Genomic DNA, 25,231 nt, shown 5'->3' on the forward strand with positions numbered 1-25,231 from the left:
ATAGCGTCGGAATCTCAGTAGTACGAAATGCGCGGCGGGTCCGTTTTGAAGCTGCCACCGACGTCGTTTCGCGATGCAGTTTCGAGCGGCAGCGCCGGACCGCCATTTGCAGCCTGTCAGGCCGGGTAGCCCTGCTCGCTGATGGCGCGCCAGATCTTCCGGTTGACGGACACGAGTTCTTCGAGCGTGTCCTCGATGCGGGCAAGTTCGGCCGCGTCGATGGAATCCTTTCGGCCCATCCGGATATCCGTCTTCCGGTCGGAAATGCGCATCAGGATCGTCTGCGGATTGCCGCTTTCTGAGTCGAAGGAATAGATGCAGTGGTTGAAATGATTGCGAACGCCCGACAGCTTTGAAAGCGCCCGGGAGAGTTCGAGGATCCGGTCCCGCTCCGCCGGTTCGCGCCGGCCCATCTTGGCCAGCCGCTCAACCAGATCGATGCGTGCTCGCGTCGTGTTCAGTGTCAGAAAAATTATGACGGCGGTTTCCTTGTCGGTGCCGGCGAGACCCGCGATCACGTGGATCAGCAGGCTCTCGGTGTTGGTCCACATGTAGTTGAGCTGGCCGGTCAGAAGGAGAAGGCGCTCGAAATTGCGGTGCGTATCACTGGGGAGCATCGAAGCCGCCCTTCTGCATCGCGAAAAACAGATTCGCCGCGGCGGTGCGGTTCGCCACGCCGAATTTGCCCGACAGGTTGTGGATGTGGAGTTTTACCGTGTGCTCCGTGATGCCGAGGCGTTTGGCGATTTCCTTGTTGCTGTCCCCTTCCGATACGAGTTTGAGAACTTCAATTTCCCTTGGAGTAAGGCTTTTGAATTTCGACCGCAGCTCTCCGTGAAGAATTTCTTCCTCTGTCCGCGTCGCATCGCCGGTGACACTGCTTTTGGCGACTTCTTCGAGCAGGCTGCGGGGAAGGAAATATTCGCCGTGGAACAGCATGCGCATGGAGGAGAGAAGGACCTCCAGCGGCACATTCAAAGGCAGAAATCCGATCTGGCCGTGCCTGTCGCTGGAGCTTCGCTGTAGGAACGCTCTGGCCGCGTCTATGCTGCGATAACCCAGGGCGACCGTGGCGGTTGGGTTGATGGCCCAATAGTCATCGGGCCGCGAAAGCAAGTCTTCTGCAAGGCTCTGATCCACGACCAGAAGTCTCAGTTCGTCAAGATTTTCGTGTTCTTCGACAAGCTGGAAATAGGAGTTCGCCTGAACGCAGCGAATTCTGAACTCAATTTCAACGTGCTTACACGTCTGCGACGTAAAGAACCATCCGCCACCAACAACCGCTATTCCAACGGAATAATCATCTACAAAAGACGGCCCTGGCGACACGCCACGATCCGAAAACATTGTCCCCCCCAGCAGCTACCACACATGAAAAATATAACGTGGGAAGACCGCACCCAAACGGCCCTGAAAGAGCCTGACCCCTATAACACGAATTGGCAGAGCGCGTACAGCGAAACCTCGGAAGATTCTACTATCTGGCTAGTATCAAAGGGAAATCCGGTACAGTTTCGAAGGTTCTAGAACGCTTGGGTATACCGCGACGATCTGCCCGATAAAGCAATCCACCTTCGGCTAAGGACGGGCGGATTCTCCGCTTCCCATGACCTGCCCATTGTTACTGTTCGGGAGGTTCGTCACGGAATTAACTTTCGAAGTTTGCAAGTAAAATGAAATTTTTGAGCCCGCCTGTTCTTTCGGTGAATAGGAAAGAGTTGATGCCTTTGCCACCATTTACTTCTGAATTTTGAACCGGCGGCAAATGCAGGCGCCAATTTGCGCCCAGATCGGAAAGGCCGTCGGAAGGGAAGGGGGTGGACACGGCTTGTAGCGATCGTGCGGGGGCGATCCAGAGAATTCCGATCTCCCGCGATTCATTGAAACCGAGCACGCCGAAATACCGCGTTTGAGATGATTTGCGGTCCGGCGGGCGATTGCATCAAGGAAGAACACCATGAGTAGAGGTGAAAGACAAACGGTCAACGTCGCCGACTTCGAAGAGGTGAACATCGACAAGATCGATGCCGATTTCGATACGAACATTTACGTTGATGACGCCAAGGTAGAAGCGGATATCAACGCCCAGGAGCAGGACCAGGACCAGGAACAGAAGACGGAAGTCGACAACGAGCAGGGTCAGGGCCAGGATCAGGGGCAAGGACAGGACCAGGATCAGGGCCAGGACCAAGGTCAGGGTCAGGACCAAGGTCAGGGCCAGGATCAGGACCAGGCTCAGTCCGTGGACAACACGAACGGCAACAACGACAACTCCAACTCGCTGGCGAATGACATCAACATCGACTTCGGCGAAGGCGAGTGGATTCCGCGCGACGACGACTGGGTCGATATCGACCTCTCGGACGATGCGGAGCTGGATGGCGATGTCATCACGTCCAACGGCGAGATGAATTACGATCCGGGCGACGACATTCACATGTCCGATGCGCTGAGCGGCGCAGGCAACGACATGGCGTCGCTGAACTTCCTGGACGCCAAGCTGGAAGACAATGACTACCTCGAGAACGCGACGGTCTCGAACAATGCCGACTTCCAGCAGAACGGCGATGCACTGGGTGGTGACGCCCGTGCCGAGGAAGGCATCTCAGCCAGTTCCGATGGTGGTGAGTCCGGCAAGGGCGGATGGGCCTCTGGCGGGAAGGGCGAGGGCGCCAACAGCGTTGGCGGCATGGCCGACGCCGAAGGTGGCCACACCGGCGATGCCGAAGCCGAGGCCGAAGGTGGCCATGGCGGCGACAGCGGTGAAGCCGAAAGCGAAAACAAGGCCGAAGGCAAATCCGAAGCCGAAACCGACAGTCATGCCGACGGTGGAGATGGTGGCGAAGCCGAAAGCGATGCCGAAAGCGAAGCCAAGGCTGAAAGCGATGCCGAAACCGAAGGCGAAGGCGGTGAGACCGGTGATTCCGGTGCGATCGGCCTTGGTGTCGGGCTGGGCCTGTCCGGTGCATATGCCGAAGGCGACGCCGATGGCGGCGACAACGAGACGGATAGCGAAAACGATACCGACTCGGATGTCGACGGCGATGTCGAAGCCGAAGACGCGAATGGCGGTCACTCGGGTGCGCTCGGTGTCGGCCTGAACGGTGCTTCGGGTGAAAGCGAAACCGACTCGGACGATGTCGAAAGCGGCGACAACGACGCCGACGCCGACGTCCATGCCGATGCCGAAGCCGATGCCGAAGGCGAAGGTGGTGACAGCGACGATGGCGGCTTCTCCGGCCTGGTCGAAGCTGCGATTGCCGCGCTCTACGAAGAGCTTAACGGCGGCGAAGGCGAAGTCGATGACGACGAAGGCGACACCGGCGAAGCCACTACCGGCGGCGGCGGTTCTTCGACCGGCGGCGACACGAATGCCGGTGACGGCACTGGTGGAAACGCGAACGCTGCCCAGACCGCTGAAGGTAACGGCGATCAGACCACCGGCTCCCCGACGGTTCAGCAGACCTCCGGCGATCCGACCACTAACGCCGCAAATACCACCGACACCGATTCGTCGGGCGGCGACGGCGGCACCAACGATGCCTATGGAAACGCGAACGGATATGCCGACAGCGATTCCGCTACCAGCGGCAACGGTGGTGCGGGCGGCACGAATATGCCGACGGCCGACTCCTCCGGAGACGGCACGGGCAGTGCCGCTACGGACAGCAGCTCCGGTGACGGCGGCTATGCCGACGTTTTCGCACAGTCCGACACCGACGGTACTGCTGACAGCATGTCCGAGGCCATCGCCGGCTTTGGCGGCGAAGCCAGCAACGACAGCGATGCCAGCTCGGCCGGGTCGGGCGCGAACACCAGCGATACCATGAGCGGTATGGGTGGTGCTGGCGGTGCCGGCGGGGCCACCGGTGGAACCAGCGGCTATTCCGAAGGCATGGCCACCGGCGGTGCGTCCTCTGGCGGTGCCGTGGCCGGCGGCGATGCAACCGGTGCCAACTCTGGTGCCGGTGGCATGGGCGGCGACTCGGGAATGTGGGGCTCGAACAACGGTGATGACGGTTACGTCACTGGCGAATCCTACGCCTCGGCCGCCGCTGTCGTGGACACCTCGGCCTTCAACCAGTCGATCGTCATGGGCGCGAATGTCCTTGGCAATACGGTCGACATGACGATGGTCGGCGGGTCGATGACTTCGTCCTACGCCGGCGACGATTCCGAATGATCGTCTGTTGATCATAAGACCGCGCTCGGGCCTTCGGGCCCGGCGCACGTAGAGATTACCTGGGCCGGCCGATTCTTGGCCCGAAATTATTTAGTTGGGGTGATACGATGGGCGCAGATCGCACGACCGATGCCATTGCGCATTTCATTGGGCTTTTCGACCTCAAGGTAGAAGAACTTCGGCTTCGCGAGAGTTACGACAAGTTCAAGCTGCTGCGGGAGAACGAGGAACTCGAAGCGATCGATACCATCACTGTCGAGATCCCCACGGATTACACCTTGCGCCAGGGCAAGGACGATCCGCTTCCCAACGTTCCGCCTTATCCCATACCTGAAATGCACTTCGACCCGGAGGGCGAGGTGAAGATTGACCTGCCGGTCCTTTCTGCCAGTCCTTACCAGGCCGAGCGTCCCGAAGGGAATTCGGATGCGGTTGCGTCCGCGAGGCCAATCGAAGGGGACCTCCCCGCGTTCGAGTGGCAGCTACCCGATCTGCCACCGACGCCGCCCGGTTCGATCGTAGCAGTCGTGGTCCAATCCGCATGGCTGTCCGATATCGACATTCTGGGCACAGGCGCTTTCCGCTCTGCCGCGGAAAGCGCCACCGATCTGGCCCAGCTGAGCGCCATCGTGGAAATGCTGCACGCTCCAATTGGCTTGTGGTCGGGTGTCATACCGGACGCGGACATGATCGCATCTCTGGTTGACGCGATCAGTTCGTTCTCCGTCGGCGCGACGTTCGGTTTCGACATCATAACCCTTCGCGGGGATGACGTTCCGGCCACGCTTCTGAATGGACAGGAAGCCACCGAGTTGCCGTTCTGGAGCGATATTCTGCCCCTCTTCCATAGTCCGGAGGAGGATGGAGAGGACGACACCGTTTTGCCGGACTGGGCGTTGCCGGACGGCTACGAGCCGAACCCCGACATGCCCGAGGGCCATAGCCTGATCACCGGCGGGAACCTTCTGATCAATGAGGCGAGCATTTCGATCTCGCTGGTGGATGCGCCGTTGATCGCGGTTGGCGGATCGTGGACGGATATCGACGTTGTCAGCCAGATTGCCGCTGTTACCAACCGTGATTTCGGTTCGGGTGCCCAGCAGACACCAACTACCGTTTTCCAATCGGTGTTGATCGAAGAGGAATCTAGCCCGGCCTTCTGGCAGGCGGGACGGGACATGGACGGCGCAGCCCCAGTCAATGTTCAACTCAGCATCATCAAGGGTGACCTGTTCATCTCGAATTACCTGGAACAGGTCATCGAGATTATGGACAACGACATGTTCGGCATGTCCATCAGCGGCGCGAACACGGCCTATATCCTTGGCGACAATACGGTCTTCAATGCCACCACTCTGGCCACCGGGGGACTCGCCTACGACCTGATACTGGTAGGCGGGGACTTCGTTACCATCAACGCGATCCAGCAGTCGCTGGTGCTTCTGGACGATGACTGGATCGAAGCGGATATGCCGCCAATGCCTGCCGATGGGGCAGGGCCCGACTACCAGCTTGCCTCTACACATGAGGAACACGGGCCGGGGATGTCGGAAACCGGCGGCCCGCCGGGACGATTTGATACCGGTATCGACGAAGGCATCGACGAAAGGCCTGATGCGGCACCCGACAATCTGCTCATGAACGAGGCGCGACTGAGCGCGACCGGAATCGACACACGGGCAGAGCTGAGCGAGTCGCTGGCCGAAATGGTCACTGACACGGCGTCCGACCTCGAAGCGCTCAAACAGCAATTGCTGAACGACCCGGCCCTGGCGGGCCTGGAAATGGCGCGCGTCCTGAAGGTCGAAGGCAACCTGATCCAGTCGACGATAGTCAAGCAGACGATCCTTGCTTCCGACCGGGATGACATACGCGTCGATGGCAATGTGCCGCCGGGGCTGGAACTGGTGGCGGGTTCGAACGCCTTGCTGAATGCCGCCTCGATATCGACCAACGGGATCGACTCGACCGTCATGACGCAGGAGGATATCTATCCCGACCTTCTGATACACCAGGCCAAGCTGATCGACGAACCGGACCTTACCGTTACGCCGGACCAGGAACTGGTCAGCGAGGCCGTCGCGTTCCTGATGGAACAGACGGAAGAGGCCGTGTCGCAGAAGATGGCAGGGGAATTCTCCGGCGAAACAATTTCCACCGATGAAGTGGACCTTATGAACGGCGTCCTCGTCTGACGATCGGATCACTTTCATGAATGCATATTCTAAGAAGATCGATGCGCCAATTGCTGGTGCCGGGTCGCCAACGCCGGATCGTCTGATCCTGGGCAAGCAAATGCGCGTTATTCCTGCGTGTCCGCACAAGGACGGCCGGGACGTGGTTGTCGACGGGAAATCGGTTCCATTGCCGAAGGAGGTCGAGGCGACGGATGCACGGGCCGCGAAAGGCGCTGGCACGCGGCAGAGCGATACGCAAGAGGCGGCAAGGCCTGCCGGTGGTGAACAGGGCTCTGGCAGGTCCTCCGGTGAAAACGATGGGGCACAGGATTCGAGTAAGCTCGGCAAGCTCCAACTCGTGCCCGAAACCGGGGACGCGCGGCCCAAACGGAATTGCACCAACAACCTGGCACCGGACTCCGAACTAGCGCTCTGGTTCAAGCGGAAAGCCACCGCTCAGCGGTTGGAGGCGGAAGGCATCGCTCGGGAGGATTCTACCGGGGGTGACCTGGCGCCGGAGGAGGCTAAGCGAACGGAAACCGTGTCACCCGCCGCAGACAACGAGGCAGCCGGAGATACGGTAGCGCCGGCTCCGAACCGTGCCCGCGGGCCGGAGCCGACACCCGGCTCGCCGTCCGGCGCCGCCGGCAGCATGGGGCAGACGATCGAGGCCCGTGCGAATGAGCCGCTGAAACGTGCGTCCTCCGGCGGAGGCGGCGGCGGCCCGAAGGATCCGTTCCACCGTCGGAGTGACCCGGAACGGCACGAACGGATGATGCAGTCGGCCAAGAAAGCCGTCTCGCGGAACATGATCGTGGTTTTCGTGCTGACACTGGCCACGAACCTGCTGGTGCTCGCGATTCCGGTCTACCTGTTCCAGATCAGTGACCGGGTGCTGACCAGCCGCTCCGTCGATACGCTGGTGATGCTGACACTGCTCATTGTAGGGGCCGTGATCTTGCAGTCCGTCTTCGACGCGATCCGCAGATTTATTCTGATGCGAACGGCCGTCGAGGTGGCGACAAGGCTGGGGGCTCCGGTCCTGCGGGCGGCGGCGCATGCTTCGCTGCACGGTACCGGCAGGGAATATCAGACGCTGGGCGATCTGCAGACCGTGCGCGGCTTTCTGGTGTCGCCGACGCTGCTTTCGTTTCTCGACGTGCCCTTTGCGCCGCTCTTCGTGCTTGCCATTTATCTGATCCATCCGGATCTGGGGGTGATCGTCACCGTCACCGCCATTCTTCTGACCGTCATCGCACTGATCAACCAGCGCGCCACGGCTGGCCATTTCGGCGAGGCCAACGTTGCCCAGGCCAAGGCCAATCAGCACCTCGACTCGATGTCTCGCAACAGCCAGGTGATCAACGCTATGGCGATGATCCCCGAGGCCGTGCGCATCTGGGGCAAGGACACGGCGGCCTCGCTCAGCGCGCAGGTGCGGGCGCAGGACCGTAACGTGACCTTCGCGGCCATTTCCCGTGCCGTCCGGCTTCTGACCCAGGTCGCGATCCTCGGCTGGGGCGCGTATCTGGCGATAGACGGGTATCTGACCGGCGGAATGGTCATTGCGGCGTCGATCATCTCGGGGCGCGCATTCTCGCCGATCGAAGGCTCGATCGAAGGATGGAACAATCTGATCCTGACGCGTGGCGCGTTAAGCCGCATTCGGTCCCTCATGCGGAACACGGAGAACAAGTTCGAGAAACTGCGCCTTCCGAACCCGGAAGGGCGCCTGGATGTTGAGCGCCTGCTCTATGTGCCGGGCGGAACCAAGCAGGTCGTTCTGAACGGGATCTCGTTCTCCCTCAGCCCAGGTGAAACCCTTGCCGTGATCGGCAATTCCGGTGCCGGAAAGACGACACTGGGCAAGATGCTGGTCGGGTCGATCCTGCCGACCTCGGGCAGCGTGCGACTGGACCTGATGGATATTCGCAACTGGGACGCGCGCCAGTTCGGCGAGAGCATCGGCTATCTGCCGCAAGACGTTCAGCTATTCCCGGGAACGATCAAGGACAACATCGCACGGATGCGCGACGACGCGACCGACGAGCAAATCCACGCAGCTGCGATGTTGGCGGACGTTCACAACATGATAGCGTCGCTGCCCTACGGATACGAAACGACGGTCGCCGCCGACGGCGCGCCGCTGTCGGGCGGGCAAAAACAGCGGATCGCCTTGGCCCGTGCCTTCTATGGCAATCCGCGCCTTGTGGTATTGGATGAGCCCAATTCCAACCTCGACGTGGCGGGCGACAAGGCCCTCGCAAAAGCGATCGAACATGCCAGGCAGAGCGGCATCACCATCGTCGTGATCACCCAGAAGCCCGCGCTGCTTAGCGTCGTAGACAAGATCATGCTGCTGACCGATGGACGCGTCGCCCTGTTCGGCATGCGCGAGCAGGTACTGGCCAAGATTAACGGGCCAAAAGCGCCGCCCGTAGGTAACGGCAAGGGAACACAGGAGATTGGCAATGCCTGACCTGGTCGCACAGGATCCCGCAAGCGAGTGGTATGGGGAAGTGCCACGGTCGATCACCCGGCTTGCAGTCCTGGGTCTTAGCCTCATGGCGTTCGCCTTCGGCGGATTTGGCGTCTGGGCCTTTACTGCGCCGCTCGCCGCCGCCGTCATCGCGCAAGGAAGCTTTGTGGCGACCGGGCGCAACAAGATCGTGCAGCACCTCGAAGGCGGGATCATCGAGGCGATCCACGTCAGCGAAGGCCAGACCGTGCAGGAAGGGGACGAGATGCTCACCCTCGACCAGACGTCAGCGGAAGCCAACGAGCGCGAGCTTTTTCTGCGCGAATTGCGTTTGCAGGCAACCTCGGAGCGGCTGCTCGCCGAATACCGGGAAAGCGCCCAGCTGGTTTTCTCTCCGAACCTGACCGAAGCCGGACAGAGCGACGTCGAGGTCGCCTCCATTCTCGACGGCCAGCAGCTGACATTCGAGATCACCAGGAAATCCCTGATGAACGACATTGCCCTGCTAGAGCGGAACATCGAGGCGCTCAAAATCCGCGAGCGCGGTTACTCGGCGCAGCTTCAGTCGCTGGAACTGCGCAGCGACATCCTGGACGAAGACCTTGATGCGAAATCCGAGCTGCTGGAAAGCGGCCTGATACGGAAAAGTGAGCTGAACGCGCTACGCCGAATGCAGGCCGAGGCAGAAGGCCAGCTTGCCCGGCTGGAGGCCGAAACGGACGAGGTGCGCCAGATGATCCTGAAGCATTCCAGCGAAATCGAGCGCGCCCATTCCGCCTACAGAGAGGCGGCGCTGGACGAACTGGGCCCCATAGCCGCCGAGTACGAGAGCATTCGCGAACAGTCCCGGAAGGCGCGGAATGTGCTGAACAGATCGGTGGTCCGCGCGCCCGTTGCCGGAACGGTCGTGCGCCTGCATTATCACACCCAGAGCGGTGTCATCGAACCGGGCAAGGCGATTGCCGAGATCCTGCCGGCGGACGCGCCACTTATCATCGAAACGCAGATAGCGCGGACCGAAATCGACAGCGTTGTGCTGGGCCAGATGGCGACGGTTCGCCTGACGGCGCTCAACCGTCGCACCACGCCGGTGCTGAATGGCGAGGTGTTCTACATTTCCGCCGACGCGCTGATGGAGGATATCGGCGGCATTCCACAGGAGGTCTACCTGGCCCGGGTCTCCATCGATCCCAGCGAGCTTGAGCTTGTGCCAGGCCTGATCGCGACGCCGGGAATGCCGGTGGAGGTGATGATCCAGACCCAGGAACGCACCTTCGCGGACTATCTGACCAAGCCGATAACCGACAGTTTTTCAAGAGCATTTCGGGAGCAATGAATTTCTCGGGATAAGTGCCGGCAGTATGGCTGGTTTGCCCTGTCGCGAGGTGAGCTACTTATCCGCGGCGGAGAAAGCTGTGTGGCTCGCTCCAGCACCCGACGCTCAGCCGAAACCACGCAGCACGCGGATCTCGTCCGGACTGAGATGGGCCAGGATCGCGCCGATCGCGGCGGGTTCGGGGAAACTGGCGGCTTCCGCATCCGTCTTCCAGGCGTCAGCCTCGGCGAGCTCCGGCTTTTCCGCCAGCCGCTTCGAGGCAAGCGGATAGCGCAGGTCCAGCACGCACCAGTAGGGCAGCTTGTCGACCACCTCGAGCGCACCGGCACGCAGGGCATAGCCCAGCCGGAACGAGTAGGCGTTCACCAGCCGGGTGATCGCACGCGGGTTCGGGTCTAGCAGGATCTCTCCCTGCTCGGGCGCCAGCGTATCGAGCAGCAGGTGCTGCGCCTGTTTCGTCGTTTCGGGCGTCATCAGCTTGCGCAGGGCCGCCCGCCCGGCCGCACGGCGAAGCGGCTCGCGTGTCTGCTGGCCGACAAGCTCGGTGATCGCCTCCAGCCCGGCAGCCTGCTCGACCTTCTGTTCCACCTCGGCGATTTCCGCCTCAGTCGCAGTCTCCTCTGTCATCTGAGGCAGCAGAGATCGCAGAAAGCTGCGCTGGTCGCCGCGTCCCAGATCCGGCACGTTCACCGAAAGCTGGAAGATCTTCTTCACGAAGAGGTAGCCCAGCGGCAACCCAGGTTCGCCAATAGCACCGGAGAATTTGCTGTAGCTCTGATCGTAGGCCGATACGATCCACTGCCGGTCCGCCGCGACGACATAGAGCGCCGGGACGTCGGCATAGACCGTCTGGATCGCCTGCAGCAATTCCACCACGAAGGCGGCGTCACAGCGGTCGAGGTCGTCGATCAGGATCGCCACGGGATTGTGTATCTCGCGGATCATCGCTTCATAACGCCGTTTGAGCGCGGCGGTGGGGTCGATCTCCAGATCCTTGATCGCATTCGCGGTCCTCTCGGACCGCGGCGAGAAGCCGGAGGCGAAGGCGACAATGGCGCCGATGCCGGTGATCAGCCCGGCCACGGTCTTCATCGTTTCGGCGACGCCGCCCTCGGCACCGGCGGCCGCCGACCAGAACAGAACCAGCGTCACCACCGCCAGCCCGCCAACGATCCAGTTGCGCCAGCTGGAATAGGCGCGCCACCACCAGTCGCGGCGTCGGAAGGCGGAACCGCGCGCGCCTATCTGCATTGGCGCCTGCGCGGTGACGGCGGTCATCAGCGCCCACCAGGCGTGGCCGGTTTTCTGGTGCCGCCACGCGTTGAACTCGATGACGACCCAGCCCTTTTCGGTGAAATCGCCGACCCGTCCGGGCGGTGGCGGCAGGGTAACATCCGTTTGCTTCCGCAGACTCTCCTTCAGGAAGTTCAGGATCGAGGATTTGCCCGATCCCCATGCGCCGGCCAGATGCACGATGAACGGATGCGCAGGGTAGGCGGGTGTCTGGCCTTCCGCGCTGGGCGTCACGCAGTCGCGCCACACGCCGATCACCTTCTCTTCGATGGCTTCCGCGATGGCGATGCGGTCAAGCCGGTCGCCCTCGCTGCCTTCGACCGGGCGGTCGAAGCGAAAGTCGGCGTCGGAGATCTTGATTCTAGCAGTGATTTTTGGAAATATGTCATCGAATATTTTTGAAATTTCTTCAAGTTCTTCCCGGTTTAAATCTTTTGGAAGGCTGAAATCTATTTTTGAATTATTGGGGAAGTTCCCATTTAATATTTCATCTCGAACAACAGAGAAAATGACCCGTGCAGAATCAACAAACTTTAAGCCGCCCTGGCCGGTTCCCATAAGTGGAATCCAATATTTCTTTTCGGAATCTCCATAATAATCAATTAAATCCGTATGATCTCCGGAGCGAATTAGTGCACGGAAATTATCCTCAAGATTGGTTTGCGTCGAGCGTTCTTCATTAATTGTGACAATCTCGGCAAAAGCTGTCCCTTGTTTTGACTTGAATGTGTAAAATTTCTCAATCTTTTGCTTTCTTTCTGTAAAGATATCTTCTTCAATCTCCGATTCTACGTAATTTTTCAGCTTTCCGGGGCTTCCGTAACTATCAGTGGAAACAAATACGAAAGAATATGATTGCGGTGTGAACTCGCCAATTCGTAAAGTTCTATCACGTAGTGACGACTCTGAATAAAATGCAGTGTCCATTGTTTTAACTCAATTGATCCGAAGTCTTACTCTACAACCACTGCGCGCATCCCGTCTATCCCCGCAAATCCAGCGCGAAAGCCGGTGGATTCTCGCCTATCGTAAGGGCATAGGGTAGACCGAGCGCGCCGAATTTGGCAAAGGCATCTCTTGCCGGGCAACGACCCGGTGCTGCCTGGTTACCGCCCATGTTTGCTACGCTGCTTCGCGCTGCTGCGCTTGTTGCCGCCTTTGCCGCCGCTGGATGCGCGGAAAAGCGGTATGAGACACCGGAAGTTCCGCCGATGCGCTGGGACCACCGGCCAGAGGCCAAGGAATGGACCCTCTCCACCATGAACGCGCTGGAATCCCATGGCGCCGTTCTGCCCCGACTGACCCCCGCCGACATCGATGACTGGTGCCCGGCTTATCGCGAGGCTCCGCTGAAACAGCGAGAGGCTTTCTGGGTCGCCCTGTTCTCCGCCCTCGCCAAGCACGAGAGCCGCTGGACGCCGGACGCGTCAGGCGGCGGCGGCCGCTGGCTCGGCCTGCTGCAGATCGCTCCCGCCACCGCGCGCGGCGTCGGCTGTCAGGCGCAATCGGCCGCGGCGCTGTTCAACGGCTCTGCCAACCTCGCCTGCGGCGTCCGTCTTGCCGCCTACGAGATGGCGCGGGACAACAAGATCCTCGGCGGCCCCGGTGACTGGGGTGGCGTCGCGCAGCACTGGGCTCCGTTCCAGTCCCCGTCCAAGGTCGCCGACATGCGCGACTGGGTTCGCGCGCAGCCCTACTGCGTCAAGTCCGAGTGACAGATATCGGAAGGCGCCCCGCGCCTTCCGCCGCACAGACCGTCAGCGTCCGCCGCTGACGTCGAGGCCCGCACCGGTCACGTAGCTGGCCTTATCCGATAGCAGCCAGATCACCGCTTCGGCGACTTCCTCTGCCGTGCCGGGCCTGCCGATGGGAACGGTGTGGCCGATTTTCGCCAGCCGGTCGGACATGCCGCCCTTTCCATGGATCGCCGTCTCGATCAGACCGGGACGGATGGCGTTCACCCGGATGCCTTCGGTCGCGACCTCCTGCGCCAGACCCGTGGTCAGCGACTCGATTGCGCCCTTGCTGGCGGCATAGTCGATGAACAATCCCGGAGAGCCGATCCGCGCGGCGACGCTGGAGATGTTCACGATGGCACCACCAGCGCCACCGTGGCGCGTGGACATCCGGCGAACCGCGTTCCGCGCCACAAGAAATGCCCCGGTCACATTGGTCGCGAACATCCGCTGCAGCCGTTCCGGCTCCATCTCGTCAAGCCGCGCCGCCTCCGCCACGATCCCGGCATTGTTGACCAGCGCGTGGAGCCGGGGGAAGGCCGCGTCGAAAGCGGCAAAGATCGCGTCGACCTCTTCCGGGACGGCCACGTCGCCCTGCAGCAGCACGGCCTTGGCCCCCGCAGCCTCGACATCCGCCGCGACCGCCTCGGTGCCCGCACGGTCGCTGCGATAACCGATCCCGACGTCATAGCCGGCCACGGCGCAGGCCCGCGCACAGGCCGCGCCGATGCCGGAACTGGCGCCGGTGATCAGGACCGAAGGCCGCATCAGTCATCCCCCAGAATGCGGCCCACCATTTCCGTGGTGTCGCGCGACAGGGTCGGAACCGCCGCAATCCGCTGCAGCGCCGCGCGCATCAGGGCCTGCCGGTCGGCATCGTACCGCCGCCATGTCTCGAACATGGTGGTCATGCGTGCGGTAGTCTGCGGGTTCAGCGGGTCAAGGCGGATCAGCCAGTCCGCCACCAGATCGTAGGACGCTCCGGACGGATCGTGGAACCCGGCCGAATTCATCGCCAAAGCGCCGATCACCGAGCGGAAGCGGTTCGGATTGCGCCAGTCGAAATCGGGATGCTCGGTCAGCGCCCGCGCGGTCGCTGCGGCGGCCAGTGGTGCTGTGCGGCTGCATTGCAGGGCGAACCACTTGTCGATCACCAGACGGTCGCCCTGCCATTGGCGGTAGAACCGGCCGACCTCTTCCTGCCCGGCACCGATATCCAGCAGGCAGCCGAGCGCGCCGAGCTGTTCGGTCATGTTGTCGGCGGCGCGGAACTGCTTTTCCGCCGCCTTTCCGCCGTCGAGGCGCGACAGCAGGCCCAGTGCCATCAGCCGGAGCGCCCGGCAGCCGGCCGCCTTCGGATCGGGCGAATAGGGGCCGGGGATATTCATCGCCTCGTAGATCTCGGGCAGGATCCGCGACAGATGCTCGGCCAGGGCCTGATACAGCTTTTCACGGGCCGCATGGATCGCCAGCGGGTCCGGCACCGTGCCCGCGTCGAACAGCGTCTGCGCCATGTCGTCATCCGATGGCAGCCGCAGCGCCAGCGCGCGGAAGGCCGGGTCGAGCCCGTCGTCGCGCGCCACCCGTTCCAGCGCATCCAGATAGGCAGGCCCCGGCGCGGCCTTTTCCGTCACCATACGCGCCAGCACGTCTTTCGCCAGCGCGCGGCCGGCTTCCCACTTGTTGAACGGGTCGGTGTCATGCGCCAGCAGGAACGCGCGTTCCTCGGTGTTGCTGTCGCGTTCCAGAATGACGGGCGCAGAGAAATCGCGCAGGATAGACGGCACCGGCTTCGACGCGAGCCCGTCGAAAGAGAAACTCTGCTCCGCCTCGGTCACTTCCAGCATCTGCGTCGGCAGAACTTCGTCGCCGTTCGGGTTCAGCAGGCCAACCGCCACGGGGATCACCTGCGGGCCCTTGTCGGGCTGGCCCGGGGTCGGGGACGTGCGCTGGCTGAAAGTCAGGGTGTAGGTGCCGTCCTCGAACGCGTCCCTGACCGACAGGCGCGGGGTTCCGGCCTGCGTGTACCATTGCTTGAACTGGGTCAGGTCGCGGCCCGTCGCGTCCTCGAAGACCTGCAGCCAGTCCTCGATGGTGGCGGCATCGCCATCGTGGCGGTCGAAATAGAGGTCCAGCGCCTTGGCGTAGCCATCGTCGCCGACCAGCCGCTTCAGCATCCCGATCACCTCAGCGCCCTTCTCGTAGACGGTCGCGGTGTAGAAGTTGTTGATCTCGACGAAAGAGGACGGCCGCACCGGGTGCGCGAGCGGGCCGTTATCCTCGCGGAACTGGCGGCCGCGCAGGGCCAGCACGTCCTCGATCCGCTTCACCGCGTGGGACCGCATGTCGCCCGAGAATTGCTGGTCGCGGAACACGGTCAGCCCTTCCTTGAGGCAGAGCTGGAACCAGTCGCGGCAGGTGATGCGGTTGCCGGTCCAGTTGTGGAAATACTCGTGGGCGATGATTCCCTCGATGTTTTCGTAATCCACATCGGTCGCGGTGTCGGGAGAAGCGAGAACGTACTTGGAGTTGAAAATGTTCAACCCTTTGTTCTCCATTGCCCCCATATTGAAGTCATCGACGGCCACGACGTTGAAAATGTCCAAGTCGTACTCGCGACCGTAAACCTCCTCGTCCCACCGCATCGACCGTTTCAGGGCGTCCAGTGCGTAGTCACATTTCGCCTCGTCGCCCGGACGAACGTAGATGCCCAGCTCCACCTTGGACCCGGATCGGGTGGTGAAGGTATCCTTCACCGCGCGCAGGTCGCCGGCGACGAGGGCGAAGAGATAGGCGGGCTTGGGCCAGGGATCGGACCATTCGGCGAAACCAGGGCCGGAACCGCCGCGGTTCCCGTTCGACAACATCACCGGCTGCTCGGATTCGATGCGCACGTCGAAGGTGGCCATCACGTCCGGCCGGTCCGGGTAGAAGGTGATTTTGCGGAAGCCCTCGGCCTCGCACTGGGTACAGTACATGCCGTTCGACATGTAGAGCCCTTCCAGCGCGGTGTTGGCCTTCGGGTTGATCTCGACCTCGGCCTCCCAGGTGAAGGCGCCCCCGGGCAGGTCGGAGGCGCCGAGCGTCAGCCCTGTCTCCGACACCGCACAATCGCGGGTGATGTCGGTGCCGTCCACGGTGGCGCGGATCAGCTTCAGGTTCTCGCCGTGAAGTTCCAGGTTCTGGCCCGGTGCGGCCTCCGGATTCGGGCGGAACGCGATCTTCGAGATCACGCGTGTCGCCTCCGGATCGAGCCGGAAAATCAGCGAGACGCCGTCGATCAGGAAGGCGGGCGGCGTGTAGTCGGCCAGGAAGACCGGCTGGGGCGACGCGTCTTTCATTCAGGAAATCCCGTTAGGTAACTGAGGAACATTGAGCTTCCGGAGGACGTTAGAACTCTGAAACGCGCTCTTCAATGGCTGCAGACGCAAAGAAAGGAAGCCCAATGTCCGCACCGAAGACAAATATCGAAAAGCAGAAGCGGCGGCATTGGGCGCCGCTGGCCGGAATCGCGCTTGCGCTGATCTTCGCGACACTGCTGACCGCATGGTTCCTCGGGTATCTCGCCGTTCAGGGAGAAGACCGCGGCGACACGGAGTCGAAACTGACGACGACAGAGGAACTTCGTGCTTCGAATTAGCTCACTACTTCGCAGATGGGGCAGCCCGCGCAGACGGTTCAGCCCGCGTAACGCAACAGGCTGTCCAGCGTCTCGCCCCATCCTTCCCGGTGACCGTCGCGCGAGGCAGCGCTGGCAAGGTTTTCCTGCACCAAGGTCAGTTTCGAGCCGCTGCCAAGCAGGCTGATACTGACCGTGACGGTTGTCTCAGCCGCGACCTGTCCCGCTTCATCTTCCCAGCCATGCGTGAAAACCAGGCGGCGCGGTGCCTCGACGGTGACGAATCGTCCGCGCACGGGGTAGCGGGTGCCGTCCTCGCCGACCATGACGGTGCGCCACGACTGGCCCTCGCGGGGGAGGAAGTCGGTTTCCGCAACGGTCATCCCATCCGGCACGAACCAGTGCTGCAGGTGCTCCGGCTCTGTCCAGAATTCCCAAAGCTTTTCGGGCGGGGTGTTTTGCAGCCGCGTGAGCGACAGGACACTGTCCCCCATCGCCGCCTCTGTCAGGCAGTCGAGGGTGGTGTAGCCATGCGGCACGGCGCCGAACTGTTCCACCATCCGCGCTTCTTCGGCGGTGGGCAGGACCATGCGCAGGGAAACCTCGGTGCCGTCCTTGACCTCTTCAAAAGTAACGACGGCGTCAAAGCTGTGGTCGCCCTTGCCGTCATCGTCTAGCAGGTAGTCGATGGCATGTTCCGGCGCGATGCGGGTAAAGCGGTGGCGGTTGGGATAGATGGTGCCGTCCGGCCCGATCATGTGAAAGCGCCAGACGCCGCCCTCGCGGATGTCGATCTCGTGCGTGCGGCAGGTAAACCCGCGCGGCCCCCACCATTGCGGCAGGCGTTTCGGATCTGTCCAGGCGGCCCAGACCGCGCTGCGCGGGGCGGGCATGACGCGGGTGATCGTGAGGGTGCGGTCGGCTTCGGCAGCGTCGGTCATGGATCGGGTCCCGTAATTCAAAGAAATGCGCGCGGTCAGTTGGCGGTCCAGACCGCCTTCGGCTCGGTTCCGTTCAGGAAGGGCAGAACCGTGCCGGGCAGTTCCGGGGCGACGCCCATCTCGTAGTGCGTACGCCCGGGCAGGATGGCGAGGCGGTTCTGCGTGACGCTTTCGCGCTGCCATCCGCCGTCCTTCAGCCCGCCGCCGAGCAGCTGGAAGAAGGCAATCTCATGCTCCGGGCGGAACATGTCGGAGTCGCCGTAAACCAGCATGACCGGCATCGGCAGCGCCTTCGCTTCGTCCGACCAGTCGTAACCGGTCTTCATCAGCGTGCCCATCTCGTCCAGCAGGCGCGGGAAATCCTCGGGCTTTGGCGCGCGGGCCATATAGGTCGCGTGCATCGGCGTGCCCTGCATCGCCCCGGCCATGTCCGCGCCGACCATCGCCTGCATGGCGAGGATGTCGGCATAGCACCCGTCGCGGGAAAACCCGGTCGAAACAAGCGCCATGCGGCGCACCTTGTCGAGGTGCTGCGCGGCGAGCTGAAAGGCGATGCCGCCACCCATCGAGTAGCCAAGGACGTCGACGGTATCATACCCGAGGGCGTCGAGCAGCCCGGCCATGTCGTCGCCCATCGTCTCGTAACCCACGGGCCGCTCGGTCAGCGCCGTGTGCCCGTGGCCATACAGATCCACGAGGATCAGCTGGCGGTCCTCGCCGAGCAGGGCAGTATTCGGCCCGAACATGTCGGCCGCGCCAAGCCCGCCGTGGAGGAGCAGCAGGGGCTCTCCTTCACCAACAATTTCGTAGTAGTAGTCGACGCCGTTGACGGTCTTATAGCCGGTCGTCGGGCTCGCCTGAGCAGCTGCGCGAGTGGCAGCCAGCGCTGTGGCGGCCAGCAGCGCGCCACTGGCGAAATCGCGTCTCGTGAGGGTCATGGCAGCTCCTCCCTTCGGTGTCCAAATCAGTCCATCAGGCTGCGGGCGAATTCCTCGAGCTGCGTGGCAACGGTGCCCCAGCCCTGGGAGAAGCCCATCTCCTCGTGCTTCTCTGCCTGTTCCGGCGTCCGGTGACGGGCCAGCGCGGTGTATTCCGTGCCCTCGGGGTGATCCTTGAAGGTCAGCGTCGCGGTAAAGCCGAGCCCCGGTTCCGCGACCGGCTGGTAATCGGCGAGCAGAAGGTCGGTGAAGACCAGCTTTTCCTCCGGCACGACTTCAAGGAACGATCCGTCGTTGGGATAGGCGTTTCCGTCGACGTTCATCATGGTGAAGAACTGACCGCCGGGCCGGACATCCATCTTCACCTCCGAGATGAAATGCGGCTTCGGGATGAACCACGGCTTCAGAAGCTCCGGGTCGGTCCAGCAGCGCCAGACAAGGGAACGGGGGGCTTTCAGGATGCGATGCAGGACGAGATCGGTTTCGGCAGTCATCTTTTTTCCTCTTTCAAAAGCGTTTCCAAATAGTCTTCCAGGTTGTCGAGGCGCGCCTCCCAGAGGTCGCGCTGTTCTTCCATCCAGTCGCGCACCGGGTTCAGTGCGCCGGGTTTGAGAGCGCAGTACCGCGTGCGTCCGCGTTTCGTGGTCTCTATCAACCCTCCCTCTTCAAGCTTTTTCAGATGCTCCATGAAGGAAGGCAGGGCCATGTCGAAGGGTTCCGCCAGAACGCTTGCCTTTTCGGGTCCGGCGGAAAGCCGCGCGAGAACGGCCCGCCGCGTGGGGTCGGCCAGCGCCTGGAACAGGCGGTCAAGTTTCTGACCGGTCATTCCCTCTGAAGGCGGATATGGGTCGCGAGGTCGGTCACCGTGGTCTCCTTGATCGTGTAGCCGAGGCCGGGCAGGTCGAGCCCGGTCCACACCGCTTCTCCACGGCCCAGAAGAACCGGCGAAATGGCGAAATGCGCCTCGTCGACAAGACCGGCAGACAGGTAGGCGCGCAGCGTCTTCGTGCCGCCGCCAAGGCGGATGTCCTTGCCCTTTGCCGACTCCCGGGCCCTGTCCAGCGCATCGCGGATGCCGTCGGTGACGAAGTGGAAAGTCGTCCCGCCGTGTTCGAGCGCCGGGCGCGGGTGGTGGGTCAGCACGTAGACATCGCAGTGATAGGGCGGCTCGTCGCCCCACCAGCCTTTCCAGTCGGGATCGAACCAGTCGCCGCGTTCATGGGTGAACATGTTCCGGCCCATGATCCACGCGCCGATACTCTCGAACCCGCGTTTGGCGATGCGGTCGTCCTCGCCGGTGGAGCCGCCCTCGTGCCCGAACATCTTGCGGAAGGTGCGGGTGGCAAAGGCCCAGCCGTGCAGGGACATCCCGTTCCGGCCCATCGGGTTGTCCCGGCTTTGCTCAGGTCCGGCGCCGTAGCCGTCGAGCGAGACGGCGAAGCTTTCAATGCGTAGGCGGGTCATGGCAGCGATCCCTTTTACTTAGGTTGATCCCTAAGTAATTGGCGGGACTCGATTCGGCAAGAGATATTTAGGTGATCGCCTAACTATCGGCGGAATCCCTCCCGGAGCGCGAAAACTGCTGTCGCGCCCGGATCGGTTGCCAGCGCCATCGCATCTGCCCTATGCAGGGCAAGGCCGTTTCGAACGGCATTGGGTCCGAACGGAAAAGGGGAGATTGCATGGCGCGTGTGACGAGGGCGAACCTGGATATCGACAGGACGCTGGCGGGGTTCATCGAGGATATCGCCACCGACGGGCTCGATATTCATCCGGTGCAGTTCTGGCAGGATCTGGCGCAGCTGATCGAGGATCTGGGACCGAAGAACGCCGCCCTTCTCGAAAAACGCGCGTCGATGCAGTCGCAGCTGGATGCCTGGTTCGGCGACCGGAAGGGCGCGCCGCAGGACCCGGCAGAGCACGAAGCCTTCCTGCGCGAGATCGGGTACCTCGTGCCCGAGGGCGAGGCGTTTTCCATCGAAACCACGAATATCGACCCCGAGATCGCGACCATCCCCGGTCCGCAGCTGGTGGTGCCGATCACCAACGCCCGCTACGCGCTGAACGCCGCGAACGCGCGCTGGGGCTCGCTCTATGATGCGCTCTACGGCACCGACGCGCTCGGATCGCCACCTCCGGGCGGCGGCTACGACCCCGCACGCGGCGAGCAGGTGATCGCCTGGGCCAAGGCACATCTCGACGCCGTGGCGCCGCTGGCAGGCGGGTCCTGGGCCAGCGTGACCGCGCTGAGGGTCGAAGGTGACAAGCTGCTGGTCGAGAACGACAAGGGCGAGACCGGCCTTGCCGATCCGGTGCAGTTCGCCGGCCATGCGGTTGACCCGCTTCGGGTCCTGCTGCGAGTCAACGGGCTGCATATCGAGATCGTCGTCGACCCCTCCACGCCGGTCGGCGGGCAGGACCCTGCGGGGATATCCGACATCCACCTCGAATCCGCCGTCTCCGCCATCATGGACTGCGAGGATTCCGTCGCCTGCGTCGATGGCGAGGACAAGGCGCTGGCCTATTACAACTGGCTTGGCCTGATGCGCGGCGATCTGACCGAGGAGGTGTCGAAAGGTGGCAAGACCTTCACCCGCGCCCTGAATCCCGACCGCCATTACGTGACGCCGGAAGGCGGCGCGCTGACCCTGAAGGGCCGGGCGCTGATGCTGGTGCGGAATGTCGGCCACCTGATGACCAACCCGGCGATCCTCGATCCGAACGGCAAGGAAGTGCCCGAGGGCATCATGGACGCCGCGATCACCACGCTGATCGCGATGCACGACCTCAACAAGACCAATGGCGAGCGGAACTCGGTGGCCGGGTCCATCTACGTCGTGAAGCCCAAGATGCACGGACCGGAAGAGGTCGCCTTCGCCGACGAGATATTCTCGCGGGTCGAAGAGATGCTGGGCCTGCCGCAATACACGGTGAAGCTGGGGATCATGGACGAGGAACGGCGCACCTCCGTGAACCTCAAGGAATGCATCCGGGCGGCGAAGCACCGGGTGGCCTTCATAAACACCGGCTTCCTCGACCGTACCGGCGACGAGATCCACACCGCGATGGAATACGGCCCGATGATCCGCAAGGGCGAGATGAAGAACGCGCCCTGGATCCTGTCCTACGAGGATCGCAACGTCGATATCGGGCTTGCCTGCGGACTGCAGGGCAAGGCGCAGATCGGCAAGGGGATGTGGGCGATGCCTGACCTGATGGCTGACATGCTGAAAACCAAGATCGGACACCCCAAATCCGGCGCGAACTGCGCCTGGGTGCCGTCGCCCACCGCCGCGACGCTCCACGCCACCCATTACCACCACGTCGACGTCTTCGCGCGTCAGGACGAGATCGCCGCCGGCGGCCCGCACGGGACGCTTTCTGACCTGCTGACAGTGCCGGTGCAGCGGGGCGAGAACCTGTCCGACGCCGACATCGCCGCCGAGATCGAGAACAACGCGCAGGGCATCCTCGGATACGTGGTGCGCTGGGTCGATCAGGGCGTCGGCTGCTCAAAGGTGCCGGATATCAACGATGTCGGCCTGATGGAGGACCGCGCGACCTGCCGGATCTCCAGCCAGGCGCTGGCCAACTGGCTGCATCACGGCGTGGTGACGCGCGCGCAGGTGATGGAGGCGCTGAAGAAAATGGCCAAGGTCGTCGACCGCCAGAACGAGGGCGACCCCGCCTACCGGCCGATGGCGCCGGGCTATGACGGCGTCGCGTTCCAGGCGGCCTGCGACCTTGTGTTCAAGGGCACGGACCAGCCCTCGGGCTATACCGAGCCGGTACTGCACGCGCGGCGGCTGCAGCTGAAGGCGCAGGGGTAAGGGGTTTCTCCGGCGGAGAGGCCGGGGGGACGCTGTCCCCCCAGACCCCCCTGGGATATTTTCAACCAGAAGAAGCAGGGGATCCGGAAAGGTCTCCGCAGGGACAGGAAAGGACGACGATGGCAGACGTGACCCTGCGCAAGGCGCGCACGATCATTCGCAAGACATTGGACAAGGGCCGCGAAATGGAGCTGAAGCCGCTCTCGGTCGTGGTGCTGGACGCTGGCGGCCACGTGCTTGCCTTCGAGCGCGAGGACGGCGCGGCGCCCGGGCGCTTTGCGATCGCCCACGGCAAGGCCTATGGCGCGGTGATGCTGGGCATGGCCGGCAAGGCGCAAATGGCGCGGGCCGAAAGCCAGGCCTATTTCATGGCGGCGGTGAACGGCGTCTACGGCGGCGCGGTGGTGCCGGTGCCGGGCGGCATCCTGCTGCGCGACAAGCGCGGCGCGGTCGTCGGCGCGGTCGGCGTGACCGGCGATACCAGCGACAACGATGCAGAGGCGGGGCTGGCCGGGGTCGCGGCGGCGGGGCTGGACGGCGAGGCATAGGGCGTTTCGCCCCGCAGCTGCCCGTTTCCTGCGCATTCGACAGCCTTCTGCACGGCTGCACAGGCGGCTGTGCAAAGGCGGCCCTGTTCACATCTGTTTGATCCGCTTATATTCTGCATCGAACAGAAAGAGGTTTCGAGCATGGCACGCCCCCTCGTCGGCATCATCGGCAATCAGCACATGATCTCCGATACCTACCGGGTGCATGCGGGCGGGTACCACAACTCCGCCGCGGTATCGAAGGTGGCGGATTGCGTGCCGGTGATCATCCCGACCGATCCGGACCTGATGAACGTCGACGACCTGCTCGACCATTTCGACGGCTTCGTCTTTACCGGCGGCCGCGCCAACGTCCACCCGGTCGAATACGGCCAGGAGGCGACCGAGGCGCACGGCACCTTCGACCGGGAACGCGACCGCATCACGCTGCCGCTGATCCGGGCGCTGACTGAACGCGGCCAGCCTTATATCGGCATCTGCCGCGGGTTTCAGGAGGTGGCGGTGGCCTATGGCTCCACCCTGCACCCGGAAATCCGCGAGCTGCCGGGGCGGTTCAACCACCGCATGCCTAAGGATGGCACGCAGGAAGAGATATTCGAACTGCGCCAATGCGTGACCTTTGCCGAGGGCGGTGTGTTCCACCACCTGATGGGCGACCGCCAGGTGATGACCAACACGCTGCATGGCCAGGGCGTCGACGTGGCCGGCGAGCGGATCGTCGTCGACGGGCTTGCCGATGACGGCACGCCCGAGGCGCTGTATGTCAAGAACGCGCCCGGCTTTACCCTGTCGGTACAGTGGCACCCGGAATTCAATGCCGAGAATGACCCGGTGTCGACCAGGCTGTTCCATGCCTTCGGCGACGCGGTGCGCGACTGGGTCGCGCGCGGCAGCCGTCCGAAGCTGAAGAGCGCTTGAACCGAATTCCCTCCCCGTACGACCCAGAATAGGGTTCGCCCTGCAAGGAACGATACCGGGGAGGGACCCTTGACGCGCTACGATCTCAGGTTTGCCGGGCTGATCGCCCTCGTCACCATCGCCGTCGGCCTGGCGATCGGCTTTGCCGTCGGCTGGATGACGCGGCCGGACGCGCCGGTCGAGGCTGGCGTCCGGTCGGCGGAGTCTGCGACCCATTCCTCCAGCGCAGGCGAGCAGGCGGACGGTATTCCCGGCTATCAGGACGTTTACGTCAACGATTACGCGGACCTTCTGGACCCGGCGGCGGAGGAAGAGATCCGCGGCGAGATGATCGGCCTCTACGACCGGACCGGGGTAGAGATGACGGTGCTGACCATCGACAGCCTTGGCACCTACGGCTGGCAGGGCTCGCTCGAAAGCTTCGCCACGGCGCTGTTCAACGACTGGGGCATCGGCAACGCTGAATCCAATGACGGTGTGCTGGTGCTGGTCTCCGAAGGCGACCGGCGCATGCGGATCGAGATCGGCGCCGGCTATGCGTCGTCCTGGGACGACCGCATGCAGCGGGTGATCGACGACGGGTTCCTGCCGGATTTCCGCGAGGAGAATTATCAGGCGGGGATCCTGAACGGGGTCGAGGAGACGATCTATGAACTGACCGGTCTCTACCCCGGCGAAGAGGACAGCGGCACTCTGGAGCGCGGCTTCAACCGCATCGCCCGGGTGCTGACCGATGTCTGGGTCGGGCTGGTGGCGCTGGCCGCCGGAGCGGCCGGAGCCCTGTTCCTTGCGGTGCGGCGGCACCTCCGCAACCGGCCACGTCGCTGCGCGCAATGCGATACATGGATGCAGCGGGCGGGCGAGCAGGCCGATGACGCGCATCTCGACGGCGGTCAGCAGCTGGAGGAATTCCTGAAATCGGTGGACTACGACGTTTGGTACTGCCCGTCCTGCGGGTCGATGGAGATCAAGCGCTATCCGGCGATCTTCTCCAGCCTCAGTGCCTGTCCGGCCTGCAGCTATCGCACGCTGCGGAGCACGACCGAGATCCTCGAACACGCGACGACCAGCAGCACCGGGCGCAAGCGCGTGACCTATGACTGCGAGAATTGCGGCCACCACGACACCGAGATCCGGACGATCCCGAAGAAATCGGAAAGTTCCTCCGGCTCCAGCCGGTCGTCCTTCGGTGGCGGTTCGTCCTCTGGCGGCGGCGCCAGCGGCAGCTGGTAG

General features: G+C 62.9%; 21 protein-coding genes. 10 read left to right on the forward strand and 11 right to left on the reverse strand.

Annotation, left to right across the window (positions count from 1 at the left end; all coding sequences use genetic code 11):
* Positions 1–116 precede the first annotated feature (116 nt).
* From HCO70_RS20955 to HCO70_RS24670, 3 genes are all read right to left on the reverse strand, one after another.
* Entirely contained in the window at positions 117–617 is a 501-nt protein-coding gene (locus HCO70_RS20955) for a hypothetical protein (protein WP_172299842.1), read from the reverse strand.
* Entirely contained in the window at positions 604–1,347 is a 744-nt protein-coding gene (locus tag HCO70_RS24905) for a response regulator transcription factor (protein ID WP_172299843.1), read from the reverse strand. Before HCO70_RS24905 ends, HCO70_RS20955 begins: the two co-directional genes overlap by 14 nt.
* 301 nt (positions 1,348–1,648) lie before the next feature.
* Positions 1,649–1,825, reverse strand: a complete 177-nt coding sequence (locus HCO70_RS24670; RefSeq protein WP_216665557.1) for a hypothetical protein — start codon at positions 1,823–1,825, stop codon at positions 1,649–1,651.
* A 132-nt stretch (positions 1,826–1,957) separates the two neighbouring features.
* Here HCO70_RS24670 and HCO70_RS20965 point away from each other — a divergent pair, with 132 nt between their 5' ends.
* From HCO70_RS20965 to HCO70_RS20980, 4 genes are all read left to right on the forward strand, one after another.
* On the forward strand, positions 1,958–4,183 hold the full coding sequence (locus HCO70_RS20965; RefSeq protein ID WP_172299844.1) for a hypothetical protein: 2,226 nt from the start codon (positions 1,958–1,960) through the stop codon (positions 4,181–4,183).
* A 107-nt stretch (positions 4,184–4,290) separates the two neighbouring features.
* Positions 4,291–6,378 carry a hypothetical protein gene (locus HCO70_RS20970; protein WP_172299845.1) on the forward strand — a complete coding sequence of 696 codons (2,088 nt, stop codon included), beginning with the start codon at positions 4,291–4,293 and terminating at the stop codon, positions 6,376–6,378.
* Positions 6,379–6,394: 16 nt separating this feature from the next.
* On the forward strand, positions 6,395–8,839 hold the full coding sequence (locus HCO70_RS20975) for a type I secretion system permease/ATPase (protein ID WP_253913412.1): 2,445 nt from the start codon (positions 6,395–6,397) through the stop codon (positions 8,837–8,839).
* Positions 8,832–10,175: an HlyD family type I secretion periplasmic adaptor subunit gene (locus HCO70_RS20980; RefSeq protein ID WP_172299846.1), complete on the forward strand. Its 1,344-nt coding sequence runs from the start codon at positions 8,832–8,834 to the stop codon at positions 10,173–10,175. The genes HCO70_RS20975 and HCO70_RS20980 overlap by 8 nt, the downstream gene beginning before the upstream one ends.
* Positions 10,176–10,280: 105 nt before the next feature.
* Here the strand turns inward: HCO70_RS20980 and HCO70_RS20985 are convergent, their stop codons facing one another.
* The gene (locus HCO70_RS20985) at positions 10,281–12,395 is read right to left on the reverse strand and encodes a P-loop NTPase fold protein (protein WP_172299847.1); all 2,115 of its coding nucleotides are present in this window, start codon (positions 12,393–12,395) and stop codon (positions 10,281–10,283) included.
* A gap of 188 nt (positions 12,396–12,583) precedes the next feature.
* Here HCO70_RS20985 and HCO70_RS20990 point away from each other — a divergent pair, with 188 nt between their 5' ends.
* Entirely contained in the window at positions 12,584–13,183 is a 600-nt protein-coding gene (locus tag HCO70_RS20990; RefSeq protein WP_172299848.1) for a transglycosylase SLT domain-containing protein, read from the forward strand.
* A 42-nt stretch (positions 13,184–13,225) separates the two neighbouring features.
* On the opposite strand, the gene HCO70_RS20995 is transcribed toward HCO70_RS20990, so the two are convergent.
* A complete protein-coding gene (locus tag HCO70_RS20995; RefSeq protein ID WP_172299849.1) occupies positions 13,226–13,972 on the reverse strand; it encodes an SDR family oxidoreductase in 747 nt (248 codons plus the stop codon).
* Positions 13,972–16,545, reverse strand: coding sequence for an aminopeptidase N (pepN, locus tag HCO70_RS21000; protein ID WP_172299850.1), 2,574 nt, complete (start codon positions 16,543–16,545; stop codon positions 13,972–13,974). The genes HCO70_RS20995 and pepN overlap by 1 nt, the downstream gene beginning before the upstream one ends.
* Positions 16,546–16,649: 104 nt before the next feature.
* Here pepN and HCO70_RS21005 point away from each other — a divergent pair, with 104 nt between their 5' ends.
* Entirely contained in the window at positions 16,650–16,844 is a 195-nt protein-coding gene (locus HCO70_RS21005; protein ID WP_172299851.1) for a hypothetical protein, read from the forward strand.
* A gap of 38 nt (positions 16,845–16,882) precedes the next feature.
* On the opposite strand, the gene HCO70_RS21010 is transcribed toward HCO70_RS21005, so the two are convergent.
* From HCO70_RS21010 to HCO70_RS21030, 5 genes are read right to left on the reverse strand one after another with little or no spacing between them, the layout of a single operon-like run.
* On the reverse strand, positions 16,883–17,764 hold the full coding sequence (locus tag HCO70_RS21010) for an SRPBCC family protein (RefSeq protein WP_172299852.1): 882 nt from the start codon (positions 17,762–17,764) through the stop codon (positions 16,883–16,885).
* A 35-nt stretch (positions 17,765–17,799) separates the two neighbouring features.
* A complete protein-coding gene (locus HCO70_RS21015; RefSeq protein WP_172299853.1) occupies positions 17,800–18,702 on the reverse strand; it encodes an alpha/beta fold hydrolase in 903 nt (300 codons plus the stop codon).
* Positions 18,703–18,728: 26 nt separating this feature from the next.
* Positions 18,729–19,196 carry an SRPBCC family protein gene (locus HCO70_RS21020; protein WP_172299854.1) on the reverse strand — a complete coding sequence of 156 codons (468 nt, stop codon included), beginning with the start codon at positions 19,194–19,196 and terminating at the stop codon, positions 18,729–18,731.
* Positions 19,193–19,528 (reverse strand): helix-turn-helix transcriptional regulator, encoded by a 336-nt coding sequence (locus tag HCO70_RS21025; protein WP_172299855.1) that lies wholly within the window; start codon positions 19,526–19,528, stop codon positions 19,193–19,195. The genes HCO70_RS21020 and HCO70_RS21025 overlap by 4 nt, the downstream gene beginning before the upstream one ends.
* A complete protein-coding gene (locus HCO70_RS21030; protein WP_172299856.1) occupies positions 19,525–20,166 on the reverse strand; it encodes a dihydrofolate reductase family protein in 642 nt (213 codons plus the stop codon). The genes HCO70_RS21025 and HCO70_RS21030 overlap by 4 nt, the downstream gene beginning before the upstream one ends.
* 218 nt (positions 20,167–20,384) lie before the next feature.
* On the opposite strand from HCO70_RS21030, the gene HCO70_RS21035 reads away from it, so the two are divergent.
* The 4 genes from HCO70_RS21035 (at position 20,385) to HCO70_RS21050 (ending at position 25,231) form a co-directional block, all read left to right on the forward strand.
* The gene (locus HCO70_RS21035) at positions 20,385–22,532 is read left to right on the forward strand and encodes a malate synthase G (protein WP_172299857.1); all 2,148 of its coding nucleotides are present in this window, start codon (positions 20,385–20,387) and stop codon (positions 22,530–22,532) included.
* Positions 22,533–22,651: 119 nt separating this feature from the next.
* Positions 22,652–23,080: a heme-binding protein gene (locus HCO70_RS21040; protein ID WP_172299858.1), complete on the forward strand. Its 429-nt coding sequence runs from the start codon at positions 22,652–22,654 to the stop codon at positions 23,078–23,080.
* A 141-nt stretch (positions 23,081–23,221) separates the two neighbouring features.
* Entirely contained in the window at positions 23,222–23,998 is a 777-nt protein-coding gene (locus HCO70_RS21045; RefSeq protein WP_172299859.1) for a gamma-glutamyl-gamma-aminobutyrate hydrolase family protein, read from the forward strand.
* Between the two features lie 69 nt (positions 23,999–24,067).
* Complete coding sequence (locus HCO70_RS21050; RefSeq protein WP_172299860.1) at positions 24,068–25,231, forward strand: YgcG family protein; 1,164 nt, start codon at positions 24,068–24,070, stop codon at positions 25,229–25,231.

The sequence above is a fragment of the Pseudoruegeria sp. HB172150 genome, assembly GCF_013184805.1.
In the GTDB taxonomy this organism is placed as follows: Bacteria; Pseudomonadota; Alphaproteobacteria; order Rhodobacterales; family Rhodobacteraceae; genus Psychromarinibacter.

Excerpts from the sequence above, each read along its gene's own strand:
- HCO70_RS20955 (WP_172299842.1), bottom strand. The coding sequence starts at position 617 with ATGCTCCCCAGTGATACGCACCGCAATTTCGAGCGCCTTCTCCTTCTG.
- HCO70_RS24905 (WP_172299843.1), bottom strand. The coding sequence starts at position 1,347 with ATGTTTTCGGATCGTGGCGTGTCGCCAGGGCCGTCTTTTGTAGATGAT.
- HCO70_RS20965 (WP_172299844.1), top strand. The coding sequence starts at position 1,958 with ATGAGTAGAGGTGAAAGACAAACGGTCAACGTCGCCGACTTCGAAGAG.
- HCO70_RS20970 (WP_172299845.1), top strand. The coding sequence starts at position 4,291 with ATGGGCGCAGATCGCACGACCGATGCCATTGCGCATTTCATTGGGCTT.
- HCO70_RS20975 (WP_253913412.1), top strand. The coding sequence starts at position 6,395 with ATGAATGCATATTCTAAGAAGATCGATGCGCCAATTGCTGGTGCCGGG.
- HCO70_RS20980 (WP_172299846.1), top strand. The coding sequence starts at position 8,832 with ATGCCTGACCTGGTCGCACAGGATCCCGCAAGCGAGTGGTATGGGGAA.
- HCO70_RS20985 (WP_172299847.1), bottom strand. The coding sequence starts at position 12,395 with ATGGACACTGCATTTTATTCAGAGTCGTCACTACGTGATAGAACTTTA.
- HCO70_RS20990 (WP_172299848.1), top strand. The coding sequence starts at position 12,584 with ATGTTTGCTACGCTGCTTCGCGCTGCTGCGCTTGTTGCCGCCTTTGCC.
- HCO70_RS20995 (WP_172299849.1), bottom strand. The coding sequence starts at position 13,972 with ATGCGGCCTTCGGTCCTGATCACCGGCGCCAGTTCCGGCATCGGCGCG.
- pepN (WP_172299850.1), bottom strand. The coding sequence starts at position 16,545 with ATGAAAGACGCGTCGCCCCAGCCGGTCTTCCTGGCCGACTACACGCCG.
- HCO70_RS21005 (WP_172299851.1), top strand. The coding sequence starts at position 16,650 with ATGTCCGCACCGAAGACAAATATCGAAAAGCAGAAGCGGCGGCATTGG.
- HCO70_RS21010 (WP_172299852.1), bottom strand. The coding sequence starts at position 17,764 with ATGACCGACGCTGCCGAAGCCGACCGCACCCTCACGATCACCCGCGTC.
- HCO70_RS21015 (WP_172299853.1), bottom strand. The coding sequence starts at position 18,702 with ATGACCCTCACGAGACGCGATTTCGCCAGTGGCGCGCTGCTGGCCGCC.
- HCO70_RS21020 (WP_172299854.1), bottom strand. The coding sequence starts at position 19,196 with ATGACTGCCGAAACCGATCTCGTCCTGCATCGCATCCTGAAAGCCCCC.
- HCO70_RS21025 (WP_172299855.1), bottom strand. The coding sequence starts at position 19,528 with ATGACCGGTCAGAAACTTGACCGCCTGTTCCAGGCGCTGGCCGACCCC.
- HCO70_RS21030 (WP_172299856.1), bottom strand. The coding sequence starts at position 20,166 with ATGACCCGCCTACGCATTGAAAGCTTCGCCGTCTCGCTCGACGGCTAC.
- HCO70_RS21035 (WP_172299857.1), top strand. The coding sequence starts at position 20,385 with ATGGCGCGTGTGACGAGGGCGAACCTGGATATCGACAGGACGCTGGCG.
- HCO70_RS21040 (WP_172299858.1), top strand. The coding sequence starts at position 22,652 with ATGGCAGACGTGACCCTGCGCAAGGCGCGCACGATCATTCGCAAGACA.
- HCO70_RS21045 (WP_172299859.1), top strand. The coding sequence starts at position 23,222 with ATGGCACGCCCCCTCGTCGGCATCATCGGCAATCAGCACATGATCTCC.